We start from the raw sequence: 23,164 nt of genomic DNA on the forward strand, positions 1-23,164 counted from the left end.
ACTTAAAAAACCGGCTCATTGGAGCCGGTTTTTTTATGCACTTAGTTTAGAACGTGAGTGGTGGGTAAAATTATTTAGAAATCTTCACTTCACCCTTAACGGTCGAGATACGAACCGTGCCTTTACCGTCTCCTTCAGTGAACGATAACGAGCGCGTATTGCTCTTTTTATCGACCTTCACCTGAGCGTCGTTGAGCTGGTTCACAATGTCGCTGCCATAGTGGCCTTCAACATGCACATTGGCTGACAAGCCCTGAGGAAACTTCAATTCTATGTCGCCACTAACAGATGATGCTTGTATGGAGCCGCTGTCGGTCAAGCCGATGACAGCTTCAACATCGCCGTTAACAGTGGTCACATCAACCTTAGCAAGCTCATTACTTTTTAACTCAATGTCACCATTGACGGTTTCTGCGGTAAACCCATTCACCTTTCCTGTGACTTCAATGTCGCCATTTACGGTTCGAGTTTCCACATCATTGCTTTGGATGTTTTCAAGCTCAATGTCACCATTAACGGTTTCAAAATAGCTTGAACCGCTAACATTTTTGACTTCGATATCGCCATTGATCAGTGTAATACGTGTATCGCCTTCAATGTTTTTAGCACCAACATCACCGTTAACAGCGTCGATTTTCAATGCGCCGATAGTACTGCTAATAGAGACATCAGCGTTGGTTGATTGGTATATCACCTGGCTTTGTTGAGGGACAAAGATTTCAAGACGATCACCTTTTAGCGTGGTGCCTGACCAGTTCTTGCGTTCTTTCACTTGAATGACAATGTCATCGCCTTCACGTTTAAAGATGAGCTTTTCGGCTGAATTGGATAACTCGCCTTTGATTTGCACTTCATCGCGGGCCCAGCCCGTAATTTTAGCTTTGCCATTACTATGTTCGATAGACACGGTGGCGCCGGGTGTAGCCGATAGCGTGTCGTTGATGAGTTCACCTGCATAAGTCATTGCAGTGCTTAAGCTGAGCGTTAATACGCATGCCATAGTTGATAGTTGTTTCTTTATCATCATCTTCATGTTCCTTTCAAAGCAAGCCACGTGGGCGCTATGGGGTATTCCTTGTTGAGCGTTATACCTTAGACCATTTAGGGACGTGTACACGCTCTACGAGTTGGACTTGCTGTTGGTAAACGCTTTGCAGCATTTTTAACAACGTTGGGTTCATTGGATCGTTGTCGAGAGCCAATTTAATCGCTTTCGCAGCTTCATCTAATTCCTTGAGCTGTTCTTCCCAATTCTTAGTGAGGGCCGGGCGGCCTTTAAATTGCGTGAGTAAGCCCTGCAATTCATGCGAATGTTTTTGTTCGAGCGCGGAAATCATTTGGTCGCTCGTGACCTGAGCGGAGTGCTGATACGCCACAAACCATGTAGAAACACCAACCAAGGTAATGGCGGCGGCCATTGCAATTAAGCGCGACGCTTTTGGTTTTGAGGATTTTGAAGATCGCTCAGGTTCATTTAGCGCATGCTCTATGCCAGGCCAAAGGTCACGTTGAGGCGAGGGCGCTTTATGCACCTGCGTTACATGGGTCGCTAAAGCCGATTCAAAATTTTGCTTACTCATGACCTAATCTCTCCTTTAACAAATGTTTGGCGCGATGATATTGAGCTTTGCTAGTCCCCACTGCCATATTCAGCATTTCAGCTACATCTTCATGGCGATAGCCTTCAATTGCGTGCAGAACAAATACCATTCGAGCACGCTCTGGCAAGCTAGCAACGTGGGCTTCAAAGTTCACTTGTTGCAAATCGCTTTGTGCCGGGAGTTGCATTGCTTCAGAATTCTCAATTGAGAATGTGCGTTGCCACCATGACTTTTGGCGGCGCATGTACGACACCGTGATATTGGCTGTGACACGATGCAGCCAAGTCGAAAACTTGGCGTCACCGGCATAGTTATCTAACTTGTTCCAAAGTTGGATAAAGACTTCTTGAGTTGCGTCTTCGGCCATGTTTCGGTCACCAATGAGCCGCAGTGCAAGCCCGTACACTTGCCCAACACTGATGTCATAAAGCTGCCGATATGCGGCCTTATCGCCTGCACGACTCGCTTCGATAAGGTGGATTAGCTCAGTGTCAGTGAAGCGTTCGTGGGCTTCAATTAACTGTCCTTGATTACTCAATAGTCACGTCTCTGTGATTGCGTTAAAGAGTTAGTCGAACAATAAACCAGAAAGGTTTAAATGGTAGGAAAATATTTTTAAATGGATGTGTTCATGGTGCATGAACACATCCATAATGATTAATTTGAAGCGCTTGGAAGTCGATAGATATGGGCGTAAAGTCCGTCGAGCTGTTTGGTTTCTGTGACCTCAAGCCCACACTTGAGAAGCACGTGATGTGAACTTAAATTTTCAACATCCGCCATCCCTATATAATCGTTAATGCCTAGTACCTCTCGTCCATGTTTTACGCAGGCTAAAGCGGCCTCGCTGGCGATGCCTTGTCCCCAGAACTCAGGTAAAAATCGATATCCAATGTCGATGGCTTCAAAGTCGGGCAAATACTTAAAACCACAAAAGCCAATGACTTGAGATGTGTCTTTCCACTCAACAGCAAGCCGACCATAACCATAGGTATCATAATCTCGGTGCCACACATCGGTGACTAGCTTCCGAGCGTCCTCTAGGGTTTTGGTTTGCCCTTTATCCCCAGTATATCGAGTGACCTCTTTGTTGGATGCGAAGTTTAAAATATCTTTGGCATCCTCAAGCTGAAAAGGCCGCATGCGCAAGCGAGGTGTTTCAATGGATAGCGTTCGCTGCCATTTACTGCTCATGGTCGTCATCCTATTACTATTGTTGCGGTGTGCTGAGCTCTTTCGCCTCAACCCGCTGTGTCTTTTTTAATGATATTGGGCGCAATTCCGCATCGCTATTCGTGGTGGTCCAAAGCATGACCGACCATGCTGCAACATTTTGTTTTAGAGCCTCTGGCGATACTTTGTCAAGTGTGTCATTGGGCGTGTGATGAAAATCAAAATAATCAGTGCCGTCTTGCAACAATGTAAGTGCAGGAACGCCTTTGTTGACCAGTACAGATGTGTCTGGGCCTCCGGTGGCCTTATTATGGCCTGCTTCGATATTCAATGGCGCTAGCTCTTTAAGTAATTTTTTACTCAATGCAGAGAGCGCATCGGAAAAGCGTGTATCTAGTTTCCAAATTTCACCGGCGCCAAAGTCGGACTCGGAAGCCAAGTAAATGTTGTGTAAGTCATCTGCATTTTCTCTCGCGTAAGCTTTCGCGCCGACTAAGCCCAATTCTTCAGCGGCATAAAGCACCACTCGCACACCCCGCTTGGGGCGATCTGGTAAATCAATGATTTGTTTTGCAGCAGCAGTCACAATAGCAATGCCGGCACCGTCATCCAACGCGCCAGTGCCTTCATCCCAACTGTCGTGATGCGCGCCCACCAGTACATACTGCTCTGGAAATTTAGCGCCATCGTATTCAGCAATAACATTGTATGAAATTGCTGATTCTAGGTGCTCACTGCCAAGCTCAAAGTTTAAAGTAACCTTGCCGTGTTGTGTGAGTAGACGAGTGAGCTGATCTGCATCGGGCGCAGAAAGCGCAGCCGAGGGAATTCGAGGTTTCTTTACGTCGTATAGCATCATTCCAGTATGGGCGAAGCGATCGCTGTCGGTACCGATTGAGCGAATTAACAGTCCTACCGCGCCTTTAGTGGCCGCAATGCTCGCTCCATTGGAGCGGCCGCCCACAACTTCTCGATAATACTTGCCCGCTCGGTGACGCTCCATTTTGTGATCAATAAAAACAATATGCCCTTTAACCGCTCGGGCGGATATTTCAGAGAGTGCTGCCAATGAAGACACGCGCACCACTGGCGCAGTAATCCCGCCTTCTGGTGTGCCAACTGAATGCCCGAGGGCTGAAATGATCAAAGCTTGAGGTGCAGGAGAAACAATAGACGCATTCGCTATCCCTCGCTTCCATGCGGGCACACGCACGGGCTGCTTATAGACACGATCAAATCCTTGTGATGTGAGTAAGTTTTCTGCCCATGCAACAGTTCGTAAATCGGCTTCTGTGCCTGGCAGTCGTGGGCCAATATTGGTCGTTAGGTCGGTCAATATATCGAGTGCGTGACGGGAAGTGAGCGCAGTTTCTATAAGTTGCTCATTGATTGTTTTTTTCTCGACGGTGTCGTTTGCGTTTACAATAGATGCAACAAAAGCAAATGATAAAATAATGTGTCTGAGCACATAAACCTCTTTTAATGGCGCATTGATCACGGATACCGTTATCATTGAGCTGAACATACTAAAATGAAACACAATGAATAGCGAACGCTGTTAGAAATTGATAGGTAACGTAACTGTAATGAACCTCCAGCAAATGCAGCGCAATGCAAGTCAGGCAATTCCGTTGCTTAAGGCTCTGTCCAATCAAAACAGGCTGTTTATTCTATGCCATTTACACGGTACAGAATTAAGTGTGACTGAGTTAACTGAGCGAGTCGGTTTAAGTCAGTCGGCTTTATCCCAACATTTAGCGATTTTGCGTAGCGAAGGGTATGTAAAAACAAGAAAGGAAGCGCAAACAGTCTATTACTCGCTCGACAGTGAAGAAGTGGCGGCCATGATTGGCTTACTGCACGACTTGTATTGCAAGGAATAAAGTTGAGTTGCTGCGGGTCAGTTTGAGTAGCATGAGGATTGCAGGACAAATTTCAGGCATAAAAAAACCGGTCATAGACCGGTTTTTCATATGACCTAAAAAACTTACAGCGCTTTAATCTGAGTATTCAGACGAGCCTTATGGCGTGCTGCTTTGTTTTTGTGGATCAGGCCTTTAGCGGCAAAACGATCCAAGATAGGTGTAACAACTGCATACTCTGCTGCTGCTGTTTCTTTATCACCAGCTTCAATAGCTGCGTTTACCTTCTTCAGGTATGTGCGCATCATGGAGCGACGGCTAGCGTTATGCTTACGGCGCTTTTCTGACTGGAGCGCACGTTTTTTCGCTGACTTGATATTAGCCAAGGTCGGACTCCCAATTCACTTATGTAGATAGATTTTCAAGGCGGCGCATTTTGCACCGTTAAAAACCCAATGTCAATTAATTTCGCGTTAGCTTACAGGCTTTGCAAGTTGCTTTTGGCGATTTGCGTACAGCCTAGTAAGATGAGCGCGGATTTTAGCAGTACGTTGGGCCTAAAGCCAGTGCTTAAGCACGCTAAATCATCGGATTTGTTAGGTCGCTGCCACAAAAGGAATGAAGCTTGAGTAAGCAATTAGTTAAATCGGGCGCGATTGTCAGTGCTATGACACTGATTTCGCGGGTGCTAGGGTTGGTACGAGATGTTGTAGTTGCCAACTTAATGGGAGCCGGTGCCGCAGCGGACGTGTTCTTTTTTGCCAATAAAATTCCTAATTTTTTACGCCGTTTATTTGCAGAAGGCGCATTTGCACAGGCGTTTGTTCCTGTGCTGGCAGAAACCAAAGCTGAAGGCGACAAAGACGGTGTTCGCCAGCTAATCGCTTATGTGTCGGGTACTTTGGGCACATTGGTGATGATTGCGACCATTGTTGGCGTTGTGGGCTCTCCTGTTTTAGCGGCTATATTCGGTACGGGGTGGTTTATCGAGTGGCTGAATGATGGGCCCGAGGCGCATAAGTTCGAAACGGCATCGCTGATGCTTAAAATTACCTTTCCTTACCTGTTTTTTATTGCACTGACGGCGCTTTCGGGGTCGATTCTGAATACCTATGGGCGTTTTGCTGTGGCCGCGTTTACCCCCGTATTTTTGAATATAGCGATTATTAGTTGCGCTTTACTACTCAGCCCAACACTAGACGAACCTGCGCTAGGGTTAGCGTGGGGCGTTTTTTTGGGTGGAATCATTCAGTTCTTATTTCAAATTCCATTTTTGAAGCGAGCAGGTTTTTTGGTCAAACCCAAGTGGGGATGGCGTCAACCTGGTGTAGTGAAAATACGTACGTTGATGATCCCTGCATTGTTCGGTGTGTCGGTAAGTCAACTCAACTTGTTATTCGATACCTTTATCGCCAGCTTTTTAATGACCGGCTCTATTAGTTGGCTGTATTACGCCGACCGTTTGTTGGAATTTCCACTAGGCCTGTTTGGTATAGCTATCGCCACTGTGGTATTGCCAAGTCTCAGTAGTAAGGCTGCCGCACACGATAAAGACGCCTTTAAACACACCATGGATTGGGGCGTGAGAATGGTGAGTGTACTTGGTCTGCCTGCCGCCCTTGGGCTCATTGTGTTGGCGCAGCCTATTTTGATGCTGCTCTTCATGCGAGGGGAGTACACTTCCAATGATGTACTGGCGTCGAGCTATAGCTTGTTTGCGTATGCATCAGGCCTGCTGTTTTTCATGTACATCAAAGTGTTGGCCCCGGGCTATTTTGCGCGGCAAGATACCAAAACACCGGTTAAATTTGGCATTTATGCCATGGTGTCCAACATGGTTTTCAATGTGATATTGGCGTCTTGGCTTGGTTACATTGGCCTTGCCGCGGCAACCTCTCTATCGGCTTTGCTCAATGCTGGGCTGTTGTATTGGGGTTTGCGCCAACTGGGAGTATTTCAGCTTTCGAGTGAATCCGTTGGTTTAATTATTCGTATGTTGATCAGTGCTGTCATTATGGCGTTTAGCGTTTGGTACTTAAGCCCTGAGTTTAAACACTGGTTGCAATTTAGCTTTACTGAAGCGGTGTTTTGGTTGGTTGGATTAATGCTCTTGGCTGCTTCCGTCTATACGGTTATGTTAGGGATTCTGGGTGTGCGAGTAAGACATTTAATGCGATAGCTAGTAAGCAGCGCATTGAACACGTTATAATCCGCGCTTTTACAGCCAACATGGCCACCATGGAACTAATTCGCGGTATACACAATTTGCGACCAGAGCACCAAGGGTGTGTACTCACTATCGGTAATTTCGACGGTGTGCACCTTGGGCATCAAGCTGTTATTAAGCAATTGGTTGCAAAGGCAAAAGAGTATCAGCTTCCATCAACTGTGATGGTATTTGAGCCTCAGCCTCAAGAAGTTTTCGCACGCGAAACAGCGCCTGCTCGCTTGAGTTTATTGCGCGATAAAGTGCAGTTGCTGGCAGAGCTAGGTGTTGACCGATTACTGTGTATTCAGTTTAATCAGCATTTTTCGTCGCTGACTGCTGAGCAATTTATATCGCAATTATTGGTCACACAGCTTGCTGTGAAATTTTTAGTGGTGGGCGATGATTTTCGATTTGGCCAAAAACGCCAAGGTGACTTCGACTTGTTGCTTAAAGCGGGCCAACAGCATCATTTTGTGGTGGCTAATACCGCGAGCTTTGTGCTGAGCCAAATGCGTGTAAGTAGCACTAAAATTCGAGCGGCGTTGTCGACGAATCAGCTCGATGACGCGCAGTCTATGTTGGGCCGTAAGTATGCACTCACTGGGCGTGTGGCCCACGGTAAGGCGCTGGGACGGACCATAGGGTTTCCTACTGCGAACGTATTTATGAAACGCCAAGTGGTGCCAGTGAAAGGCGTGTATGCCGTAGAGGTTGAGTTAGCCTCTGGCGAGCGTCGTACCGGTATGGCGAATATTGGTACGCGGCCCACAGTGAATGGCACGCGTTGCCAGTTGGAAGTACATATTTTTGATTTCGAAGGCAATTTATATGGCCAACGAATTCGGGTTGAACTGGTCGCAAAATTGCGAGAAGAGCAGCCGTTTGCATCTGTCGAGGCTTTAACCGCGCAGTTGCACCAAGACAAATTAAATGCACAGTCGAGCTTGGCTCAGCTGTGATGATTATATTCTTTCGAATTGACGTAAGACAGACGACATCAGGATTGAGCTTTCAATGAGCCAGTATAAAGACACGCTGAACCTTCCAGAAACAGATTTCCCCATGCGCGGCAACTTAGCCCAGCGCGAGCCGAAGATGCTGCAACAATGGCAGAAAAATGATTTGTACGGCGTCATTCGTGATGCGCGCAAAGGTCGCAAATCATTCATTCTTCATGATGGTCCTCCGTACGCCAACGGTGAAATTCACTTGGGGCATGCCGTTAACAAGATTCTGAAAGACGTCATTATTAAATCTAAAACATTGAGTGGCTTTGATGCTCCTTATGTACCGGGGTGGGATTGTCATGGTTTGCCGATCGAACTTCAGGTTGAGAAAAAACATGGTAAGCCAGGCAAAAAGCTTGATGCAGCCCAATTTAGAGTTAAGTGTCGAGAATATGCGGCTCGTCAAGTCGACGGTCAGCGCGAGAGTTTCAAGCGTTTAGGTGTATTTGGTGAGTGGGACAACCCTTATCTCACGATGAACTTTGACTTCGAAGCCAATCAATTGCGCGCTTTGTCAAAAATTGTAGAAAATGGTCACTTGCACAAGGGCTTTAAACCCGTTCACTGGTGTACCGATTGTGGTTCAGCGCTCGCTGAGGCGGAAGTTGAATATCAAGACAAGACATCTCCGGCGATTGATGTTGCGTTTGAAGTCGTTGACGCCGAAGCCTTGTTGGCTAAATGCGACCACCCTGCAGATCATACAGGGGAAGGCCCAGTTTCAGTGGTGATTTGGACCACAACGCCTTGGACTTTACCTGCAAACCGAGCGGTGGCTGTTCACCCTGAACTTGATTATGTGGTGGTTCAAGCGAATACGGAAACAGGGCCACGTCGTTTGGTGATGGCTAATGCCCTGATGATGGATGCAATGGACCGCTACGGCATCAGCGATTTTCACGTTGTGGCCACCTGCCGCGGTGTTGACTTAGAGCTTGCTGCACTTAAACATCCATTATTTGATATGGAAGTCCCTGTTATTTTGGGCATGCATGTGACCACTGAATCAGGTACGGGATGTGTGCATACGGCACCGGGGCATGGTCAAGACGATTTCATCGTCGGTCAGCAGTATGACTTAGAAGTGGCTAATCCAGTTCTCGATCATGGCGTGTTTAAACCTGAAACGCCATTGGTTGGCGGGCAACACGTTAAAAATGCCAACGGCATTATTGTCGAAGCCATGAAAGAAAATCACACCCTATTGTGCCATGTGAATTACCAGCACAGCTATCCGCATTGCTGGCGTCATAAAACGCCGATTATCTTCCGAGCAACACCGCAATGGTTTGTCAGCATGGAGCAAGCGGGCTTGCGTGATGCGGCATTGAACGAAATTAAAGACACGCAATGGTTGCCTGAATGGGGTGAGAACCGCATTCGCAGTATGGTTGATGGTCGTCCAGATTGGTGTATCTCTCGTCAACGTACGTGGGGGGTTCCTATTGCTTTGATTGTTGATAAAGACACAGGCGAATTGCACCCTAACGCGTTGGAGTTGCTTGAAGAAATCGCCAAGCGTGTGGAAAAAGAAGGCATTCAAGCTTGGTTCGATTTGGAACTCAAAGACATCTTAACGGCCGAAGAATGTGACCAATACCGTAAGGTGCAAGACACCTTAGATGTATGGTTTGACTCTGGTGTGACGCATGCATGCGTCGTTGATGCGCGTGAAGAAACGTTCCACGGCAACAAAGCCGACTTGTACTTAGAAGGGTCGGATCAGCATCGTGGTTGGTTCCAGTCCTCGTTGTTAACATCTATCGCCATCAAAGGTGAAGCGCCTTATAAAGCAGCGTTAACGCATGGTTTTACCGTTGACAAAGACGGCCGTAAAATGTCGAAATCCTTGGGCAACGTGATTGCACCGAAAGAGGTTATTGGCAAGTTAGGGGCAGATATCTTGCGTTTGTGGGTTGCGTCAACGGATTACACTCAAGAAATGACGGTTTCTGATGAAATCTTCAAACGCAGTGCTGACGCGTACCGTCGAATTCGTAATACTGCGCGTTTCTTACTTGCGAACTTAAATGGCTTTAATCCAGAAACGGATGCAGTGCCATTTGAAGACATGGTTGCGCTAGACCAATGGGCCGTAGCTCGTGCCCTCGAAACGCAAAATACTATTGTTGATGCTTACGAAAACTACAACCTTCACCAAGTGAACCAGTCATTGATGTTGTTCTGTTCAATGGACATGGGGAGCTTTTATCTCGACATTATTAAAGATCGCCAATACACCGCAAAAGACAGCGGCCTAGCGCGTCGTTCATGTCAAACAGCGCTGTATTCCATCGCCGAAGCGTTGGTGCGTTGGATGGCCCCAATCATGAGCTTTACCGCACAGGAAATTTGGCAAGCATTACCGGGTAAACACGAGCAGTACGTATTTACCGCGGAGTGGTTTGACGGTCTTCGCGAGCTTCCAGCTGATGCCCCTTTGTCTGCAGAGCAATGGCAGCAAGTACTGGCGGTGCGCACCGAGGTGAATAAATCTCTCGAAGCAGCGCGCCGTGATGACTTGATAGGTGGCACACTCGAAGCCAATGTCACGCTTTACACGGACGGTTCATTGACCGACGTACTGCAGGCATTGGGCAATGAGTTGCGCTTTGTGTTGTTAACATCAACAGTTCAAATCAAACCGTTAGCGGAAGGCGTTGATGCGGTTGCCACTGAAATTGAGCAATTAAAAGTGGCGGTCTCAGCGACAGAAGCTCCGAAGTGTGAGCGCTGTTGGCACCATAGTGATGATGTGGGCACGCACGAAGCGCACCCAACGTTGTGTGGCCGCTGTGTGACCAACGTTGATGGTGAAGGCGAGGAACGTCATTATGCCTAATGCAAGTGCAGCTCAAACGAACATAACGCCAGAACAAACAAGCTGGCGCGATAGTGGCCTGCGTTGGGTATGGGTGGCGATCATTAGTTTGATTTTAGATCAGGTCACCAAGTTACTTGTGATTGATCAAATGGATCTCTACCAGAGTATTGAGGTTTTGCCGTTTTTCAATTTAACGTATGTTCACAATGAAGGCGCCGCATTTAGCTTTTTGAGCGATGCGGGCGGTTGGCAGCGCTGGTTCTTTACCGCGATTGCCATTGGTGTCAGTGGCATGTTGCTGTATTGGTTGCGTAAAAATAACGCGACTCAAGCGCTTCAAAATTTAGCCTTTACGCTTATTTTAGGCGGCGCATTGGGCAATGTGATTGATCGTGCTGCCTACGGTTATGTTATCGACTTTATTGATGTTTACGTGGGGGCTTCTCACTGGCCTGCGTTTAACATTGCAGACTCGGCCATTTGTGTGGGTGCAGTGCTATTGATCTGGGATGCTTGGAAGAATCCAACGGAGCAGTCGAAATGACCGGAATCACGATCAGCAAAGGCGCAACGGTGATCATGCATTTCAGCATTAAACTGAAAGATGGAACGGTGGCCGACAGCACCAAAGTGAATAATAAACCTGCCCAATTTCAAGTGGGCGATGGCAACTTAACCGAGAGCTTTGAAAACTGCTTACTCGGGCTGTCTAAGGGGGATGAGCGCACATTCGAGTTGGGACCAGATGAAGCTTTTGGACAAGCCAACCCTGATAATATTCACCACCTCGACCGGACCAAGTTTACTGCTGAAACACCCGCCGAAGAGGGTTCGATTGTTGTGTTTACACAACCGAATGGTGCTGAAATTCCGGGAATCGTTCGTGAAGTCGTGGGTGACTCTGTGACCGTCGATTTTAATCATCCGCTGGCGGGGCAAACCGTTACGTTTGAAGTTGAAATTCTAAATGTTGAGGGTAATGAATAATGGACATTTTATTAGCCAATCCGCGTGGCTTTTGTGCGGGAGTGGACCGCGCAATTAGTATTGTCGAACGTGCCTTAGAATTGTTTGAACCGCCTATCTATGTACGTCATGAAGTTGTTCACAATCGCTATGTTGTGGATGGATTACGTGATCGAGGCGCCATTTTTGTAGATGAATTGGACGAAGTTCCAGACGACTGCATTGTTATTTTTTCAGCGCATGGCGTGTCCAAAGCTGTGCGTGATAATGCCAAACAACGAGGTCTCAAAGTATTTGATGCCACCTGTCCATTGGTCACTAAAGTCCATATGGAAGTGACTCGTGCGAGCAAACGAGGTACCGAATGTATTTTGATTGGCCATGCAGGACACCCAGAAGTTGAGGGCACAATGGGTCAGTATGATACTGATAGTGGTGGTATTTATTTGGTCGAATCTCCGGCGGATGTCAAAACATTGCCAGTAAAAGATCCGAATAATCTGTGTTACGTTACTCAAACAACCTTGTCTGTAGATGACACGGCCGAAGTGATTGATGCGCTACGCGAACGTTTTGAGAAAATTGTAGGGCCGCGCAAAGACGATATTTGCTATGCCACGCAAAATCGTCAAGACGCAGTGCGAGAACTTGCTATTAAAACCGACGCCATGTTGGTGGTTGGCGCACGTAATAGCTCAAACTCAAATCGACTTCGTGAGTTGGCCGAGAAAATAGGCACCACTGCTTACCTCATCGATACTGCAGACAACATTGAAAAAGAATGGCTCACCGGTGTGAATACCATTGGTGTAACCGCTGGGGCTTCAGCGCCAGAAATTTTGGTGCAACAAGTTGTAGAACGCCTGCAAGAATGGGGTGGTACTCAGGTACAAGAACATCCGGGACGAGAAGAAAATATAACCTTCGCAGTGCCGGCTGAGTTGCAATAGTCACATTCTTGCTGAGTTTCCAATAAGCCACCATTTCGGTGGCTTTTTTGTAGGTTGCACACATGAATCCAAGCACAGTGAGATTGATGTCACGGGGATATAGAGGAACGCAATGTTGAAACCTTCATTCAATCAAAAAGGATTTACCTTGATTGAAGTGCTGATCACTATGTTCATTTTAGTTGTGGGCTTGCTTGGGCTTGCAGCAATGCAATTAACTGTGACTCAAGCAAACCAAGACAGCTATGTGCGTTCGCAAGCCATGGTCATTGTACAAAGCATGGCCGACCGAATTCGCCTAAATCAACAATACGTCAATCGAACAGATTATACATCACCTGTTCTTGTTGCGGCTAACGACAACGCTTATAGCACCAAAACAAATTATAACTTTTCAGGCCTTGGTAGTTGCACATCAACGGCTTGGAATTGCTACTGCCAAACCATTCCTAACAATGTGCCTAAATGCCGAGATGATGGCAGTACCAATGCCGCGTCGTGCTCTGCATCCGAGCTGGCTCAGTTTGATGCGTGGGAAATGAGTTGTGCTGGAGTAAACGTTCATCCCGACTTTTTTTTGGAAGTGGCTTGCCAGGATGCCAATAGTGCCGATGGAGATGCGTGTTCAGCACACAGTAATTATGTGGTTACAGCCAGTTGGCCAGCAAGCGTATCTGATGTGTCCTCGCGAGCGAGTTGCCCAACCGACATCACGCTTGGACTTGCTGCGACAGGGGCCCAAAATGTTGATCGAAACTGTGTGCTGTTAACGGTGACGCTTGGAGGTTCACGATGAATACTCAAAAAGGTATGACGCTCGTTGAACTGTTGGTATCGCTGGTGATCGGAACGGCATTGTTGGCAGGCTCATTAACGGTGCTGACTAGCAATAATGCGAGTTTGAGACTCAATGAAGCCTTATCTTCGGTGCAAGAAAATGGGCGTTTTGCACTATCGAAACTCACTCAGGATGTGCGGTTGGCGGGGAGCTATAACCCGCAAGCACCTGAATTAGATGTTAATGGTATTGAAGTGACCACAGAACAAGCAGAGGTTGTAGATACCGCAGTTGGGTTTGTTGGTGCATTTCTTTCCAACGCGTTTCTGGGAAGCAAAGAAGGGGCGAGCGGCGCTTCGGATACACTGGTGATAGGTATGCAAGGCGGTGCTGACTGTACTCGAGATAGTCATGGATACGGGACGGTGGTCGTGGCGGGGCAAACCGTGGCTCGCGAATTCCATGTGGTAAATGAATACTATTTAGATGCCAACCAGCTTAAATGCAAAGGCTATGATGGCCGGGTACTCAGAGGTGTGAAGTCCTCTTCCGGTTCATCAAATGCTGTGACGTTGGTAGAAAATGTGGATGATTTTCAGATTCTATATGGTGTGGCAGAGCCCGATGCATTGGGTGCATTTACTGGTCAACCCAGTTACTACGCAACAGCTGACCGAGCAACCGTTGCGGTAAATGCCGGAGCTCGTGTCGTCGCCGTTCAGTTATCACTGTTGCTATTTAGCGAAGACACTATCAGCAAAAATGGCGCTAACCGCAAAATGAAATTATTAGACAATAAAGCCTCTGTGCCGGCTGAAGCACGTGTTTACCGTACCTTTGAACAAACGGTGATGCTGCGCAATGCTTGGAACGCTGCCGTGTTTGGAGCGAGCTCATGAGACCAATACACACCCAATCTGGGGCCGCCTTGGTGGTGTCGCTTGTTATTCTTCTGGTGTTAACCTTGACTGGGGTACTAGCGCTGAATCGCTCGACCATGCAGCAAAAAATGGCCACATTATTTGATGCGTCAGGCATGGCATTTGATGCCGCAGAAGTTGCGATTGATGGCGTGGTCTTTGAGCAAGAAGACGTGACTTTAGATGCCAACTTGCGGGTACTGACGATTGCTCAAGGTGCAGCTAGTTTTGACCCTGAAATTGATAGTATGGAGTGTCATGATGCCAATTGGACGTCTAGAACCATGACCAGCTCGGGCATGACCAAAGGAGCGGTTCATAGTGGTACAGGCAGCTTGCATGCTGATCCAGAATTAAACTCTTGGTCCAAAGTTGCCTATGTTGGAGAAGGCCTGAGAGTGCCAGCCGGTTGGGGATTTAATCAAGGGTTTCATTATTTCCAAGTGCGAGGATGCGGGCATGTGGCAGGCGAGCGAACAACCACTGCGAATGAATTACAAATATATTTACTTGGACCAAAGTCCGAGTAGTTAGGGCGTATAAGAGGACATGAAGATGGCTCCAGCAACCATGTGGAAACGAATCACGGCGTGCACTGCCAGTGTTGTATTCTCTTTATGTGCTGGCATGGCTGCGGCAGATGACATTGAAATCTATGCTGGGGCCAGCGACTCTTCGGCGACTTACTTGCCCAACGTCATGTTTGTCATTGATACTTCCGGCAGTATGGATGGCAAGGACGGCACATCAACCACGCGTTTGTACAAAGTTCAGGAAGCGCTTAAAGAAGTGCTTGCTGCATCGACCGACGTGAACGTGGGGCTTATGCGTTTTTCTGATCCCGGCGGGCCTGTTTTATTTCCTGTGAGTCATATCGATTCAGCAGTATCGCCCGATGAGCGGGTAAGTGTGCGGCTTGACCAAAATGATGGCTCAGAGACGAATTCGGGTTACGTGGTATTGGATAATACCGTGATTAGTTTGGGTAACGGCGACTTACATGGTTTTCGTTTTGAAGATGTACGTATTCCGCAAGGAGCCAGCATTCATTCGGCCCAATTATATTTTGGAGCATCGACAGACAGTGCGGATGCTGTGACGTTTACTATCAAAGGCGAAGATGCTGACAATTCAGAACAGTTTTCGACCGCATCTAACGATCTCTCAAGCAGGACGTTCACCTCCGAAACATCCAGTATTACCGATGCCTCCGTATGGTCTCAAGATCAATTCAGCCCAAGTTTTGATGTGACCTCTATTGTGGAAGAAATCACTGAGCGCAGTGGCTGGTGCGGAGGCCAAGCGTTAAGTTTGTTTGTGAAGGCCGAAAATGGTTCTAGCTATGGCGCGCGTCCTATTCACGCCAATGACAGTTCTTCATCGTTAGCGGCTGCGTTAAAAATTAGCTATGACTACAGCAATGCAAGTGGGTGTGTCAGTGGCAGTCACGCCAACCAAATTAGCGCCCAAGAAAATAATGTTGAAGAAACCACCAATGGCTGGAACAGCACCGGTAATGTGATCAATGTAAAGTCCAATGAAAATCAGGCCATTGGTTTACGTTTTGAAAATGTATCAGTTCCGCAAGGAGCAACCATTGAAGAGGCGTACTTAACGCTGACGCCATACGCCAACCAATCAAATTCATCTACGTCTAAAATATCCATAGAAGACACCACAAACGCAGCGGCCTATTCCAACTCTCGATACCCAGTCACCTCAAGAGATTTTCTTGGCAATGTGTCGTGGACGGTCAATGGCTGGTGGACTAACTCGGCTCAAAATACGTCAAACATATCGTCGCTAATCACCAGCGTTGTGAGTAAATCGGGTTGGAAAAGTGGCAATGCAATGTCATTTAAAATCACGCCGTCTAACAAAGAAATTAAAGCATATACCTACAAAGGCAGCGCCAGCAAAGCGGTGTCGTTGTACATTAAGTATCGTGGCACGGCGGAGTCATCTAGCTTTACCGTGCGGCAACACATGCAAACATTGGTAGACGGTTTAACTCACGAAGGATATACACCTGTTGCTGAGACGATGTACGAAGCCTATCGATACTTCAATTCCAAAGACGTTGAATATGGTTTGGTTCGCGGAACCGATTCGAAAGTGAAGCCACTGACTCGAGTCAGTCATGAAAATTCGTATTCGGGGGCAGAACCTGTCCGCGCAGCGGGTTGCTCGGAAGATAATTTGAGTGCGTCGGCCTGTTCAAGCGAATACATTCCTTCGTCACCTAAACCGAAATACGTCAGCCCTGTGACTCATGTGTGTCAACAAAATCATTTGGTATTGCTGACCGACGGATATGCCAATAAAACACGACAACATGTGAGAGATTCAATCGATGCCTTAACGGGCAAAACATGTGATGCAAAAACCAGCGGCAATATTAATGATGTGAACTGTGGTGTGCATTTAGCGCAGTACAATGCCGCAAGCGAAAAGCCTAATGGCGCAGAAGATGCCAGAATTTTCACCCACACCATTTCTTTTGTACCGGAAGGGACAGGCACGCCGAGCTGGCTCACTTATCTACAAGATATGGCAACTTTGGGCGGCGGAGATTTCTATCCAACCTCCGATGCAACGTCAGTCGCAGAAGCATTTCAGCGCATTATTTCTGATGCAAAAAAGCGTAACACGACCTTTGTTGCACCCTCGGTTGCTATTTCAGACGTCAACAAATTACTGCACGATAATTTTGTCTATTACGCCGTATTTAGCCCGCGAGACACGCAGGATTGGCCCGGCAATTTAAAGAAGTATAAGGTCCAAGATGGCCTGATTTTGGGCAAAAGTGGCAACAATGCGGTTGACCCCGCCACAGGCTTTTTTGAGTCAGCTGAGGGCGACTATTGGTCGACAACGTCATCCGGAAACGATGAGGTATCAGTCGGCGGAGCCACTGAAGTCAATGCTAATCTGACCAACCGAGTGGTATATAGTAATTTAGACGGCTTTAAACAAATATCATCGTCTGCACATCAGTCTCTTGTGACCGAGGATGTGCTGGGGATTTCTGCGCGATCGGATGCGTCGGATCGCCGCGATGAGCTGCTTAATTGGATTAAGGGGCTCGATGATGATGGAAATGCTGATTACACCATGGGGGATCCTCTGCACTCGTCACCCGTTGTGATGAATAATGACAAAGGCAATGACGTCATATTTTTTGGCACTAACCAAGGGTTTATTCACGCCATTGATACCAGTAATGGCAAAGAGCTGTATTCGTTCATTCCCGAAGAGTTACTCAGTAACGTCAATGAATACTACGAGAATTCTGTTTTCGTAAATCGAGTGTATGGCATGGACGGCCCGCTCACACTGTATGATTCAGGTGATAAGAAGATCCTCGTGGCCGGAATGCGCCGAGGTGGAGAAAGCTACTACGCGTTGGATGTTACTAGCAGCACGCCCTCAATGGCTTGGCTCAACCCTATTCAACCTCAATCCACTGGCCCTTACAGCAAGTTGGGACAAAGCTGGTCGAAGATGATCCCAGCTAAAGTTCAAATTAATGATGTAGACAAAAATGTACTGGTGTTTGGTGGTGGTTATGACCCCACGCAAGATACCAAAGAAACCCGTGTGACCGATGGCGTAGGCAACGTTATTTATATGGTGGACGCAGCCACGGGCGAACTCCTTTGGTATGCGAGCAATGCCAACCTATCCGGTGGCTCAGAGTACACCACAGTGGCGGGAATGGATTATGCAATTCCGGGCGACATCTACGTGTTAGACCGCGACAGAGATGGCTATTCCGATCATATGTATGCCATGGATATGGGCGGTCAAGTACTGCGTTTTGATATTCACAATGGTCACGGTTCGACTCACTTTGTATCGGGTGGCATCATTGCAGATGTTGCGGGAAGCTCGGTGGAAGCTAATAACCGTCGCTTCTTTTACACGCCAGATGTCGGGTATGCCGATGATGCTTTTGGTAAATATTTTGCGGTTGCATTAGGCTCCGGCTATCGCGCTCATCCTTTGAACACTGAGATTAACGACCGTTTTTATGTGTTACGAGATGCCGGTGTTTTCGAAACTACAACTGCAACGGTCAATGGTAAAAATAAAGTAACCTACGCCTTCAACAAAGTGGCTGAAGATGATTTACTCGACTCCACCAACATCACCTCTGGTAGCGATGTGAACGGGTTAAGCACTGCCGAGTTAGATCGGTATAAAAAAGGGTTTTATGTGCGCTTAACGACCGAGGGGGAAAAAGTTCTTTCATCGCCTGTGATCGCCGATTACAAAGTTGCGTTCACTACATATATTCCAGGCGACTCTGCCACCGCGCCTAACGCGTGTACCCCTCCTGAGGGCAATGGACGGGCTTATGTGATGTCGCTAAGTTACGGGCTTCCTACCGGGGACTATGACGAGAATGACAGTGTGGATGCAGATGACCGCTATATCAATTTAACGCATGGAGGCATTCCAAGTTCTCCAAAAATTATCTATTCAGAACAAGATCTTCCGGTCATTTGTGTGAGTAGCGAATGCGCAAACGCCTCTACCATGTTTGATAGCGATGGCAACCCCGACTCATCGACTAATTCGCAAGGCAATAGTTCAAACGCCTTGAATACATTTCTGCCTCCAACCAATCGCGTTTATCGAGATAGTAATTGGAGCAGCGAAAAGGAAATATCACCTTGATCATAGGTAAACGCTCTATCCGTGGTTTCAGCCTCATTGAATTGATGATTGCGGTATTGATTCTTGGTGTACTCGTGCTGGTGGCATACCCAAGTTATACCGACCATGTGATGTCCACCAAGCGGCAAAAAGCCATGGCTGATTTATTAGCATTGGCCAACGCGATGGAAACTTACAAAGCACAAAGTTATAGCTATGGTGGAGCCGGAGCCAACGGTGCAGACACCGGAGCCCCCACTATTTTCAACAGCTGGTCGCCTGCTGACGAGCCTTCAGCCAACAAAGCATACAATTTGACCATCAAAAAAATCGGAGATAATGGCCGAACCTATGAACTCCTTGCTACCCCATTGAGTACGGAAAATATGAGCAAAGATGGAAAGCTATTGTATCGCTCCGATGGCGCGAAAGCGTGGGATTCGAATAATGATGGTACGTTTGCCAGCTCAGAGTACTGCTGGCAGTGTTGATGATGACCTAGGAAGCACCTGAAGAGGCAACGCAGCTTAGCTCTGTGCCACTGGGATACTCATGAACGCCATTACCGTTATAATCCTTAGAGAGTTTAATACGGCCTTGCAGATTAATTACGACGCTTCGAGCATATGCGGCTTCTTTAGAGCTATCACAAATTTTAAAGGTGCCAAATTGAGTGGTGTGGCCTTCAGCTTGGTATTGAATCACAGTGCCATTATTGAACGAGCGAGTGATGCTTTCTGGCGCCGCCTCCACGCTGTGGATGACGGTATCACCTGAGTTAAAGGTTTTACTATTGTCGGCATCGATAAAGATCATAATGGCATCATCCCAAGACGTCGAACATGCCGACAAATCTGCCTTGGCAGGACAGACACCAATCACCTGCGCCGAATCAATCGCGCTCATACGAGCAACTTGTAGCGCAGAACTCACATAACTGGCTTGTTGAGACGCTCGGCTGTGACGGATAAATTCGATCAAAGATGGTACGCCCGCAAGTAATACGATGCTGGCAATAGCAACCGTCACCATTAATTCGATTAGGGTAAAACCAGACTTCCTTGCCATAAGACTTCAACATCGCTTCTAAAGACCTAACTGAACGGCAAGATTAGCATTATTTACAATGCTAAGACATTGAGTAACTCACGGATTTTAGCCCTTAGACGTTTCAGCCGATCAGGTTTAGCGGCCGTCATCAAACTCTCATTTGACCCAGCCAACTTCCTTTCTAGGTTTATTGTTCGGCTGTTACTTTTATTAACTCATTTAATACATAACAATTTGAATGACTAAAAACGCTTAAACTTGATCAGAATGTATCCCAACCGTACCACTTCTTTAGAACTTGCTTTATGATTGAGCCCTGATGATGATTGCGCCTGAATGAAGGCCAGAATTTGAGGTAGACGTGTTAAACATTGCTCTTGGACAAGTGCACTGCTGGGTTGGTGACATTGAAGGTAATTGTCAGAAGATTTTGGATGCCCTGCATCAGAGTTACTCCGAAGGTGCAGATCTCGTTCTTTTTCCAGAATTAACATTGACGGGTTACCCTCCCGAAGATCTTTTATATCGTCCTGATTTATACGACCGAGTAGATGCCGCTCGCGCACGGATTCTTGCTGAAATGCCAGCGATTGATGCAATGGTTGGATTACCGACCAAAACCCATCAAGGAATCTTCAATAGTCTTGCGTGGCTAAGCCATGGCGAAGAGAAAAAGCGTTACCACAAGCAATCGCTGCCGAATTACGGCGTATTTGATGAAAAACGTTATTTTATCGAAGGCGACAAAAGCTGTGTAATTCAAGTAAAAGGGCATTCTTTAGGGGTGCTCATTTGTGAAGATATTTGGCACGAACAGCCCGGCCAAGCAGCCAAAGATGCCGGAGCCGAATTGTTGCTGGTGGCCAATGCGTCTCCGTATCACAGCAAAAAAACGGCGATGCGTCATCGGATCATTGAGTCCAAAGCCAAAGCCTTAAATGTGCCAGTGGTTTATGTGAATCATAGCTGCGGGCAAGACGAGTTATTGTTCGATGGCCAATCATTGGCGATCAATGAATTGGGCCACACGGTCTACCAAGCACCAGCATTTGAACCTGACCTTACCAAGGTGCGGTTCGATGGCAAAACCATAAGTTGCGATACCGAATCTAACCCTAGCATGGACTCCCTTGCCGAAATCTACAAAGGCTTGGTATGCAGCGTGCGTGATTATGTTCTGCGCAATGGTTTTGAAGGCGCAGTATTGGGACTTTCGGGCGGAATCGATTCAGCACTCACCTTAGCGATTGCCGGAGATGCGTTGGGCAAAGAGCGAGTGCAAGCCGTGATGATGCCATTTCGCTATACTTCTGAAATGAGTATTGCCGATGCCAGCGAACAAGCTCGTCTAATGGGGGTGGAGTACGAAGCGGTATCGATTGAGCCTATTTTTGATGCGTTCTCTAGCCAGCTTGAGCCGATGTTTGCCGGAACCGAAAAAGACACCACGGAAGAAAATCTTCAAGCACGAAGTCGCGGTGTTATTTTAATGGCGATATCGAATAAACGTCGTCGAATGGTATTAACTACAGGCAACAAAAGTGAAATGGCTGTGGGGTATGCCACGCTCTATGGTGATATGTGTGGTGGATTTGCGGTGCTCAAAGATGTGCCTAAGACCATGGTTTACGCCTTATCGAATTATCGAAATACGTTAGGACGAATTATTCCTGAACGTGTGATTACTCGTCCTCCGTCGGCTGAATTAGCGCCCGGACAAGTCGATCAAGACAGCCTGCCTGATTACGATGACTTGGACGATATGATTGAAAGATATGTAGAACTTGATGAATCACTGGCAGATATTGTAGCTGCAGGCTACGATGAGAACGTTGTGCGGCGAGTGATTCGTTTAATTGATATTAATGAGTACAAGCGACGCCAATCTGCAGTAGGTCCACGGATCACCCCCCGAGGATTTGCGAAAGATCGCCGTTATCCAATTTGTTCAGGGTTTGGTCGTCAGAACTGGTAAAAAGGAATAGGTATGAAAAAAGTAGAAGCCATCGTTAAGCCATTTAAGCTTGATGACGTTCGTGAAGCATTGTCTCAAGTCGGAGTGAGTGGTTTAACCGTAACAGAAGTAAAGGGCTTCGGTCGTCAGAAAGGTCATACAGAGATGTATCGTGGCGCTGAGTATATGGTTGATTTCTTGCCGAAAGTTAAATTAGAAATCGTTGTTCCTGACGCTGATGTTGAGCGCGCAGTTGAAGCCATTACAGAAGCGGCCCACACCGGCAAGATTGGTGACGGCAAAATATTCATCCAAAATGTGGAACGCGCAATTCGCATCCGCACAGGCGAAGAAGACGACGAAGCATTGTAATCAATGCTTCGTGTTTTTTAGTGGATCAAAAAAGCCAGTCGAGTGACTGGCTTTTTTATCACTTAACAGTGGTGGTTTAGTTCACCATGCTGTTGTCTGGATAATTTAATTTCAGCACTGCAAGTGTATCTTGCTTGGCTTCAGGCATATCCAGTTTGTCATAACTTTCAACCATGAGCTCTAACGCACGCTCGACCGAAGGGGTATCAGACATATATTGTACGACATACTTCCCACGCCCAATGCTCGCAACGTACGCTTCACGCTGGTAGTAGTATTCGGCCACTCGTACCTCATATCGCGCTAGTCGATTTTTCAACGCAATCATGCGTCGGGCTGCATCTGGAGCATACTTACTGGCCGGATACTCGCGAATCAGTCTTTCAAAGTCACCAAAGGCTTGGCGCACCATTGCAGGGTCGCGATCAGACCGATCGATGTTAAACATGCTTTGGAAAAAGTTTGAATCTTCATCTTCACTCATCAAGCCACGCATATACAACGCATAGTCGATGTCTTTGTGAGTTGGGTTTAAGCGAATGAATCGATCCGCGGCTGCACGGGCTGCTGCATTGTCTGAAACCGCATAGTAGCCGTAAATCAGATCAAGTTGCACTTGGTCTGCATGCGGCCCAAACGGATAGCGTGACAATAAAGCTTCAAGGTGAGCAATCGCACTTCGGTAATTACCGGTGTTCATGCGCTGCTTAGATTCCAAATATAATTCAGCGGCAGGTTGCTCGGAAATTTCTTCTTTTTCGGGAGTGCTTGAGCACGCACCTATTAACAATGTAGGGATTACTAAGCCCAATACGGACCATCTTCTAAACAACATT

Annotated in this window: 22 protein-coding genes; 14 read left to right on the forward strand and 8 right to left on the reverse strand. The window is 47.1% G+C overall.

The features are described 5' to 3' along the window. Nucleotides 1-70: 70 nt before the first annotated feature. From NAF29_RS13075 to NAF29_RS13095, 5 genes are all read right to left on the reverse strand, one after another. Entirely contained in the window at nucleotides 71-1,027 is a 957-nt protein-coding gene (locus NAF29_RS13075; protein ID WP_251262061.1) for a DUF4097 family beta strand repeat-containing protein, read from the reverse strand. Between the two features lie 58 nt (nucleotides 1,028-1,085). After that, a complete protein-coding gene (locus tag NAF29_RS13080) occupies nucleotides 1,086-1,580 on the reverse strand; it encodes a hypothetical protein (protein ID WP_251262062.1) in 495 nt (164 codons plus the stop codon). After that, nucleotides 1,573-2,139, reverse strand: a complete 567-nt coding sequence (locus NAF29_RS13085) for an RNA polymerase sigma factor (protein WP_251262063.1) — start codon at nucleotides 2,137-2,139, stop codon at nucleotides 1,573-1,575. Before NAF29_RS13085 ends, NAF29_RS13080 begins: the two co-directional genes overlap by 8 nt. Before the next feature lie 119 nt (nucleotides 2,140-2,258). Further along, nucleotides 2,259-2,795, reverse strand: coding sequence for a GNAT family N-acetyltransferase (locus NAF29_RS13090; protein WP_251262064.1), 537 nt, complete (start codon nucleotides 2,793-2,795; stop codon nucleotides 2,259-2,261). 16 nt (nucleotides 2,796-2,811) lie between these two features. Beyond that, complete coding sequence (locus NAF29_RS13095) at nucleotides 2,812-4,287, reverse strand: M20/M25/M40 family metallo-hydrolase (RefSeq protein WP_251262065.1); 1,476 nt, start codon at nucleotides 4,285-4,287, stop codon at nucleotides 2,812-2,814. A gap of 73 nt (nucleotides 4,288-4,360) precedes the next feature. On the opposite strand from NAF29_RS13095, the gene NAF29_RS13100 reads away from it, so the two are divergent. Further along, entirely contained in the window at nucleotides 4,361-4,657 is a 297-nt protein-coding gene (locus NAF29_RS13100) for an ArsR/SmtB family transcription factor (RefSeq protein ID WP_251262066.1), read from the forward strand. A gap of 104 nt (nucleotides 4,658-4,761) precedes the next feature. Here NAF29_RS13100 and rpsT read toward each other — a convergent pair whose 3' ends face one another. Continuing rightward, complete coding sequence (rpsT, locus tag NAF29_RS13105; RefSeq protein WP_251262068.1) at nucleotides 4,762-5,022, reverse strand: 30S ribosomal protein S20; 261 nt, start codon at nucleotides 5,020-5,022, stop codon at nucleotides 4,762-4,764. Nucleotides 5,023-5,261: 239 nt separating this feature from the next. On the opposite strand from rpsT, the gene murJ reads away from it, so the two are divergent. The 11 genes from murJ to NAF29_RS13160 all read left to right on the forward strand — a co-directional run bounded on the left by murJ (nucleotide 5,262) and on the right by NAF29_RS13160 (nucleotide 19,443). Next, a complete protein-coding gene (gene murJ / locus NAF29_RS13110; protein WP_285817750.1) occupies nucleotides 5,262-6,815 on the forward strand; it encodes a murein biosynthesis integral membrane protein MurJ in 1,554 nt (517 codons plus the stop codon). A gap of 59 nt (nucleotides 6,816-6,874) precedes the next feature. Next, entirely contained in the window at nucleotides 6,875-7,804 is a 930-nt protein-coding gene (gene ribF / locus NAF29_RS13115; protein ID WP_251262070.1) for a bifunctional riboflavin kinase/FAD synthetase, read from the forward strand. 55 nt (nucleotides 7,805-7,859) lie between these two features. After that, complete coding sequence (ileS, locus tag NAF29_RS13120) at nucleotides 7,860-10,694, forward strand: isoleucine--tRNA ligase (RefSeq protein WP_251262072.1); 2,835 nt, start codon at nucleotides 7,860-7,862, stop codon at nucleotides 10,692-10,694. Next, a complete protein-coding gene (gene lspA / locus NAF29_RS13125) occupies nucleotides 10,687-11,220 on the forward strand; it encodes a signal peptidase II (RefSeq protein ID WP_251262073.1) in 534 nt (177 codons plus the stop codon). Before ileS ends, lspA begins: the two co-directional genes overlap by 8 nt. Beyond that, nucleotides 11,217-11,663 carry an FKBP-type peptidyl-prolyl cis-trans isomerase gene (gene fkpB / locus NAF29_RS13130; RefSeq protein WP_251262074.1) on the forward strand — a complete coding sequence of 149 codons (447 nt, stop codon included), beginning with the start codon at nucleotides 11,217-11,219 and terminating at the stop codon, nucleotides 11,661-11,663. Before lspA ends, fkpB begins: the two co-directional genes overlap by 4 nt. Next, nucleotides 11,663-12,592 (forward strand): 4-hydroxy-3-methylbut-2-enyl diphosphate reductase, encoded by a 930-nt coding sequence (gene ispH / locus NAF29_RS13135; RefSeq protein WP_251262075.1) that lies wholly within the window; start codon nucleotides 11,663-11,665, stop codon nucleotides 12,590-12,592. The genes fkpB and ispH overlap by 1 nt, the downstream gene beginning before the upstream one ends. A 112-nt stretch (nucleotides 12,593-12,704) precedes the next feature. Continuing rightward, entirely contained in the window at nucleotides 12,705-13,388 is a 684-nt protein-coding gene (pilV, locus tag NAF29_RS13140) for a type IV pilus modification protein PilV (RefSeq protein ID WP_251262076.1), read from the forward strand. After that, a complete protein-coding gene (locus NAF29_RS13145) occupies nucleotides 13,385-14,269 on the forward strand; it encodes a PilW family protein (protein WP_251262077.1) in 885 nt (294 codons plus the stop codon). The genes pilV and NAF29_RS13145 overlap by 4 nt, the downstream gene beginning before the upstream one ends. Beyond that, complete coding sequence (locus NAF29_RS13150; RefSeq protein WP_251262078.1) at nucleotides 14,266-14,820, forward strand: PilX N-terminal domain-containing pilus assembly protein; 555 nt, start codon at nucleotides 14,266-14,268, stop codon at nucleotides 14,818-14,820. The genes NAF29_RS13145 and NAF29_RS13150 overlap by 4 nt, the downstream gene beginning before the upstream one ends. A gap of 25 nt (nucleotides 14,821-14,845) precedes the next feature. Continuing rightward, on the forward strand, nucleotides 14,846-18,973 hold the full coding sequence (locus tag NAF29_RS13155; protein WP_251262080.1) for a VWA domain-containing protein: 4,128 nt from the start codon (nucleotides 14,846-14,848) through the stop codon (nucleotides 18,971-18,973). Then, the gene (locus tag NAF29_RS13160; protein WP_251262082.1) at nucleotides 18,970-19,443 is read left to right on the forward strand and encodes a type IV pilin protein; all 474 of its coding nucleotides are present in this window, start codon (nucleotides 18,970-18,972) and stop codon (nucleotides 19,441-19,443) included. The genes NAF29_RS13155 and NAF29_RS13160 overlap by 4 nt, the downstream gene beginning before the upstream one ends. Nucleotides 19,444-19,450: 7 nt before the next feature. On the opposite strand, the gene NAF29_RS13165 is transcribed toward NAF29_RS13160, so the two are convergent. Next, the gene (locus NAF29_RS13165) at nucleotides 19,451-20,020 is read right to left on the reverse strand and encodes a GspH/FimT family pseudopilin (protein ID WP_251262083.1); all 570 of its coding nucleotides are present in this window, start codon (nucleotides 20,018-20,020) and stop codon (nucleotides 19,451-19,453) included. A 343-nt stretch (nucleotides 20,021-20,363) separates the two neighbouring features. Here NAF29_RS13165 and NAF29_RS13170 point away from each other — a divergent pair, with 343 nt between their 5' ends. Continuing rightward, nucleotides 20,364-21,977 carry an NAD+ synthase gene (locus tag NAF29_RS13170; RefSeq protein ID WP_251262084.1) on the forward strand — a complete coding sequence of 538 codons (1,614 nt, stop codon included), beginning with the start codon at nucleotides 20,364-20,366 and terminating at the stop codon, nucleotides 21,975-21,977. A gap of 12 nt (nucleotides 21,978-21,989) precedes the next feature. After that, entirely contained in the window at nucleotides 21,990-22,328 is a 339-nt protein-coding gene (locus NAF29_RS13175; RefSeq protein ID WP_251262085.1) for a P-II family nitrogen regulator, read from the forward strand. Between the two features lie 76 nt (nucleotides 22,329-22,404). Here the strand turns inward: NAF29_RS13175 and NAF29_RS13180 are convergent, their stop codons facing one another. Then, entirely contained in the window at nucleotides 22,405-23,163 is a 759-nt protein-coding gene (locus NAF29_RS13180) for an outer membrane protein assembly factor BamD (protein ID WP_285817769.1), read from the reverse strand. Between the last annotated feature and the right edge of the window lies 1 nt (nucleotide 23,164).

The organism is Echinimonas agarilytica (genome assembly GCF_023703465.1).
GTDB classification, from domain to species: Bacteria; Pseudomonadota; Gammaproteobacteria; order Enterobacterales; family Neiellaceae; genus Echinimonas; species Echinimonas agarilytica.

Coding starts and splice junctions, on each gene's coding strand:
- lspA (WP_251262073.1), top strand. CDS start 10,687: ATGCCTAATGCAAGTGCAGCTCAAACGAACATAACGCCAGAACAAACA.
- ileS (WP_251262072.1), top strand. CDS start 7,860: ATGAGCCAGTATAAAGACACGCTGAACCTTCCAGAAACAGATTTCCCC.
- NAF29_RS13080 (WP_251262062.1), bottom strand. CDS start 1,580: ATGAGTAAGCAAAATTTTGAATCGGCTTTAGCGACCCATGTAACGCAG.
- NAF29_RS13175 (WP_251262085.1), top strand. CDS start 21,990: ATGAAAAAAGTAGAAGCCATCGTTAAGCCATTTAAGCTTGATGACGTT.
- NAF29_RS13095 (WP_251262065.1), bottom strand. CDS start 4,287: ATGATAACGGTATCCGTGATCAATGCGCCATTAAAAGAGGTTTATGTG.
- ispH (WP_251262075.1), top strand. CDS start 11,663: ATGGACATTTTATTAGCCAATCCGCGTGGCTTTTGTGCGGGAGTGGAC.
- NAF29_RS13165 (WP_251262083.1), bottom strand. CDS start 20,020: ATGGCAAGGAAGTCTGGTTTTACCCTAATCGAATTAATGGTGACGGTT.
- NAF29_RS13150 (WP_251262078.1), top strand. CDS start 14,266: ATGAGACCAATACACACCCAATCTGGGGCCGCCTTGGTGGTGTCGCTT.
- pilV (WP_251262076.1), top strand. CDS start 12,705: ATGTTGAAACCTTCATTCAATCAAAAAGGATTTACCTTGATTGAAGTG.
- NAF29_RS13145 (WP_251262077.1), top strand. CDS start 13,385: ATGAATACTCAAAAAGGTATGACGCTCGTTGAACTGTTGGTATCGCTG.
- NAF29_RS13075 (WP_251262061.1), bottom strand. CDS start 1,027: ATGATGATAAAGAAACAACTATCAACTATGGCATGCGTATTAACGCTC.
- ribF (WP_251262070.1), top strand. CDS start 6,875: ATGGAACTAATTCGCGGTATACACAATTTGCGACCAGAGCACCAAGGG.
- NAF29_RS13180 (WP_285817769.1), bottom strand. CDS start 23,163: ATGTTGTTTAGAAGATGGTCCGTATTGGGCTTAGTAATCCCTACATTG.
- NAF29_RS13090 (WP_251262064.1), bottom strand. CDS start 2,795: ATGAGCAGTAAATGGCAGCGAACGCTATCCATTGAAACACCTCGCTTG.
- NAF29_RS13155 (WP_251262080.1), top strand. CDS start 14,846: ATGGCTCCAGCAACCATGTGGAAACGAATCACGGCGTGCACTGCCAGT.
- NAF29_RS13100 (WP_251262066.1), top strand. CDS start 4,361: ATGAACCTCCAGCAAATGCAGCGCAATGCAAGTCAGGCAATTCCGTTG.
- fkpB (WP_251262074.1), top strand. CDS start 11,217: ATGACCGGAATCACGATCAGCAAAGGCGCAACGGTGATCATGCATTTC.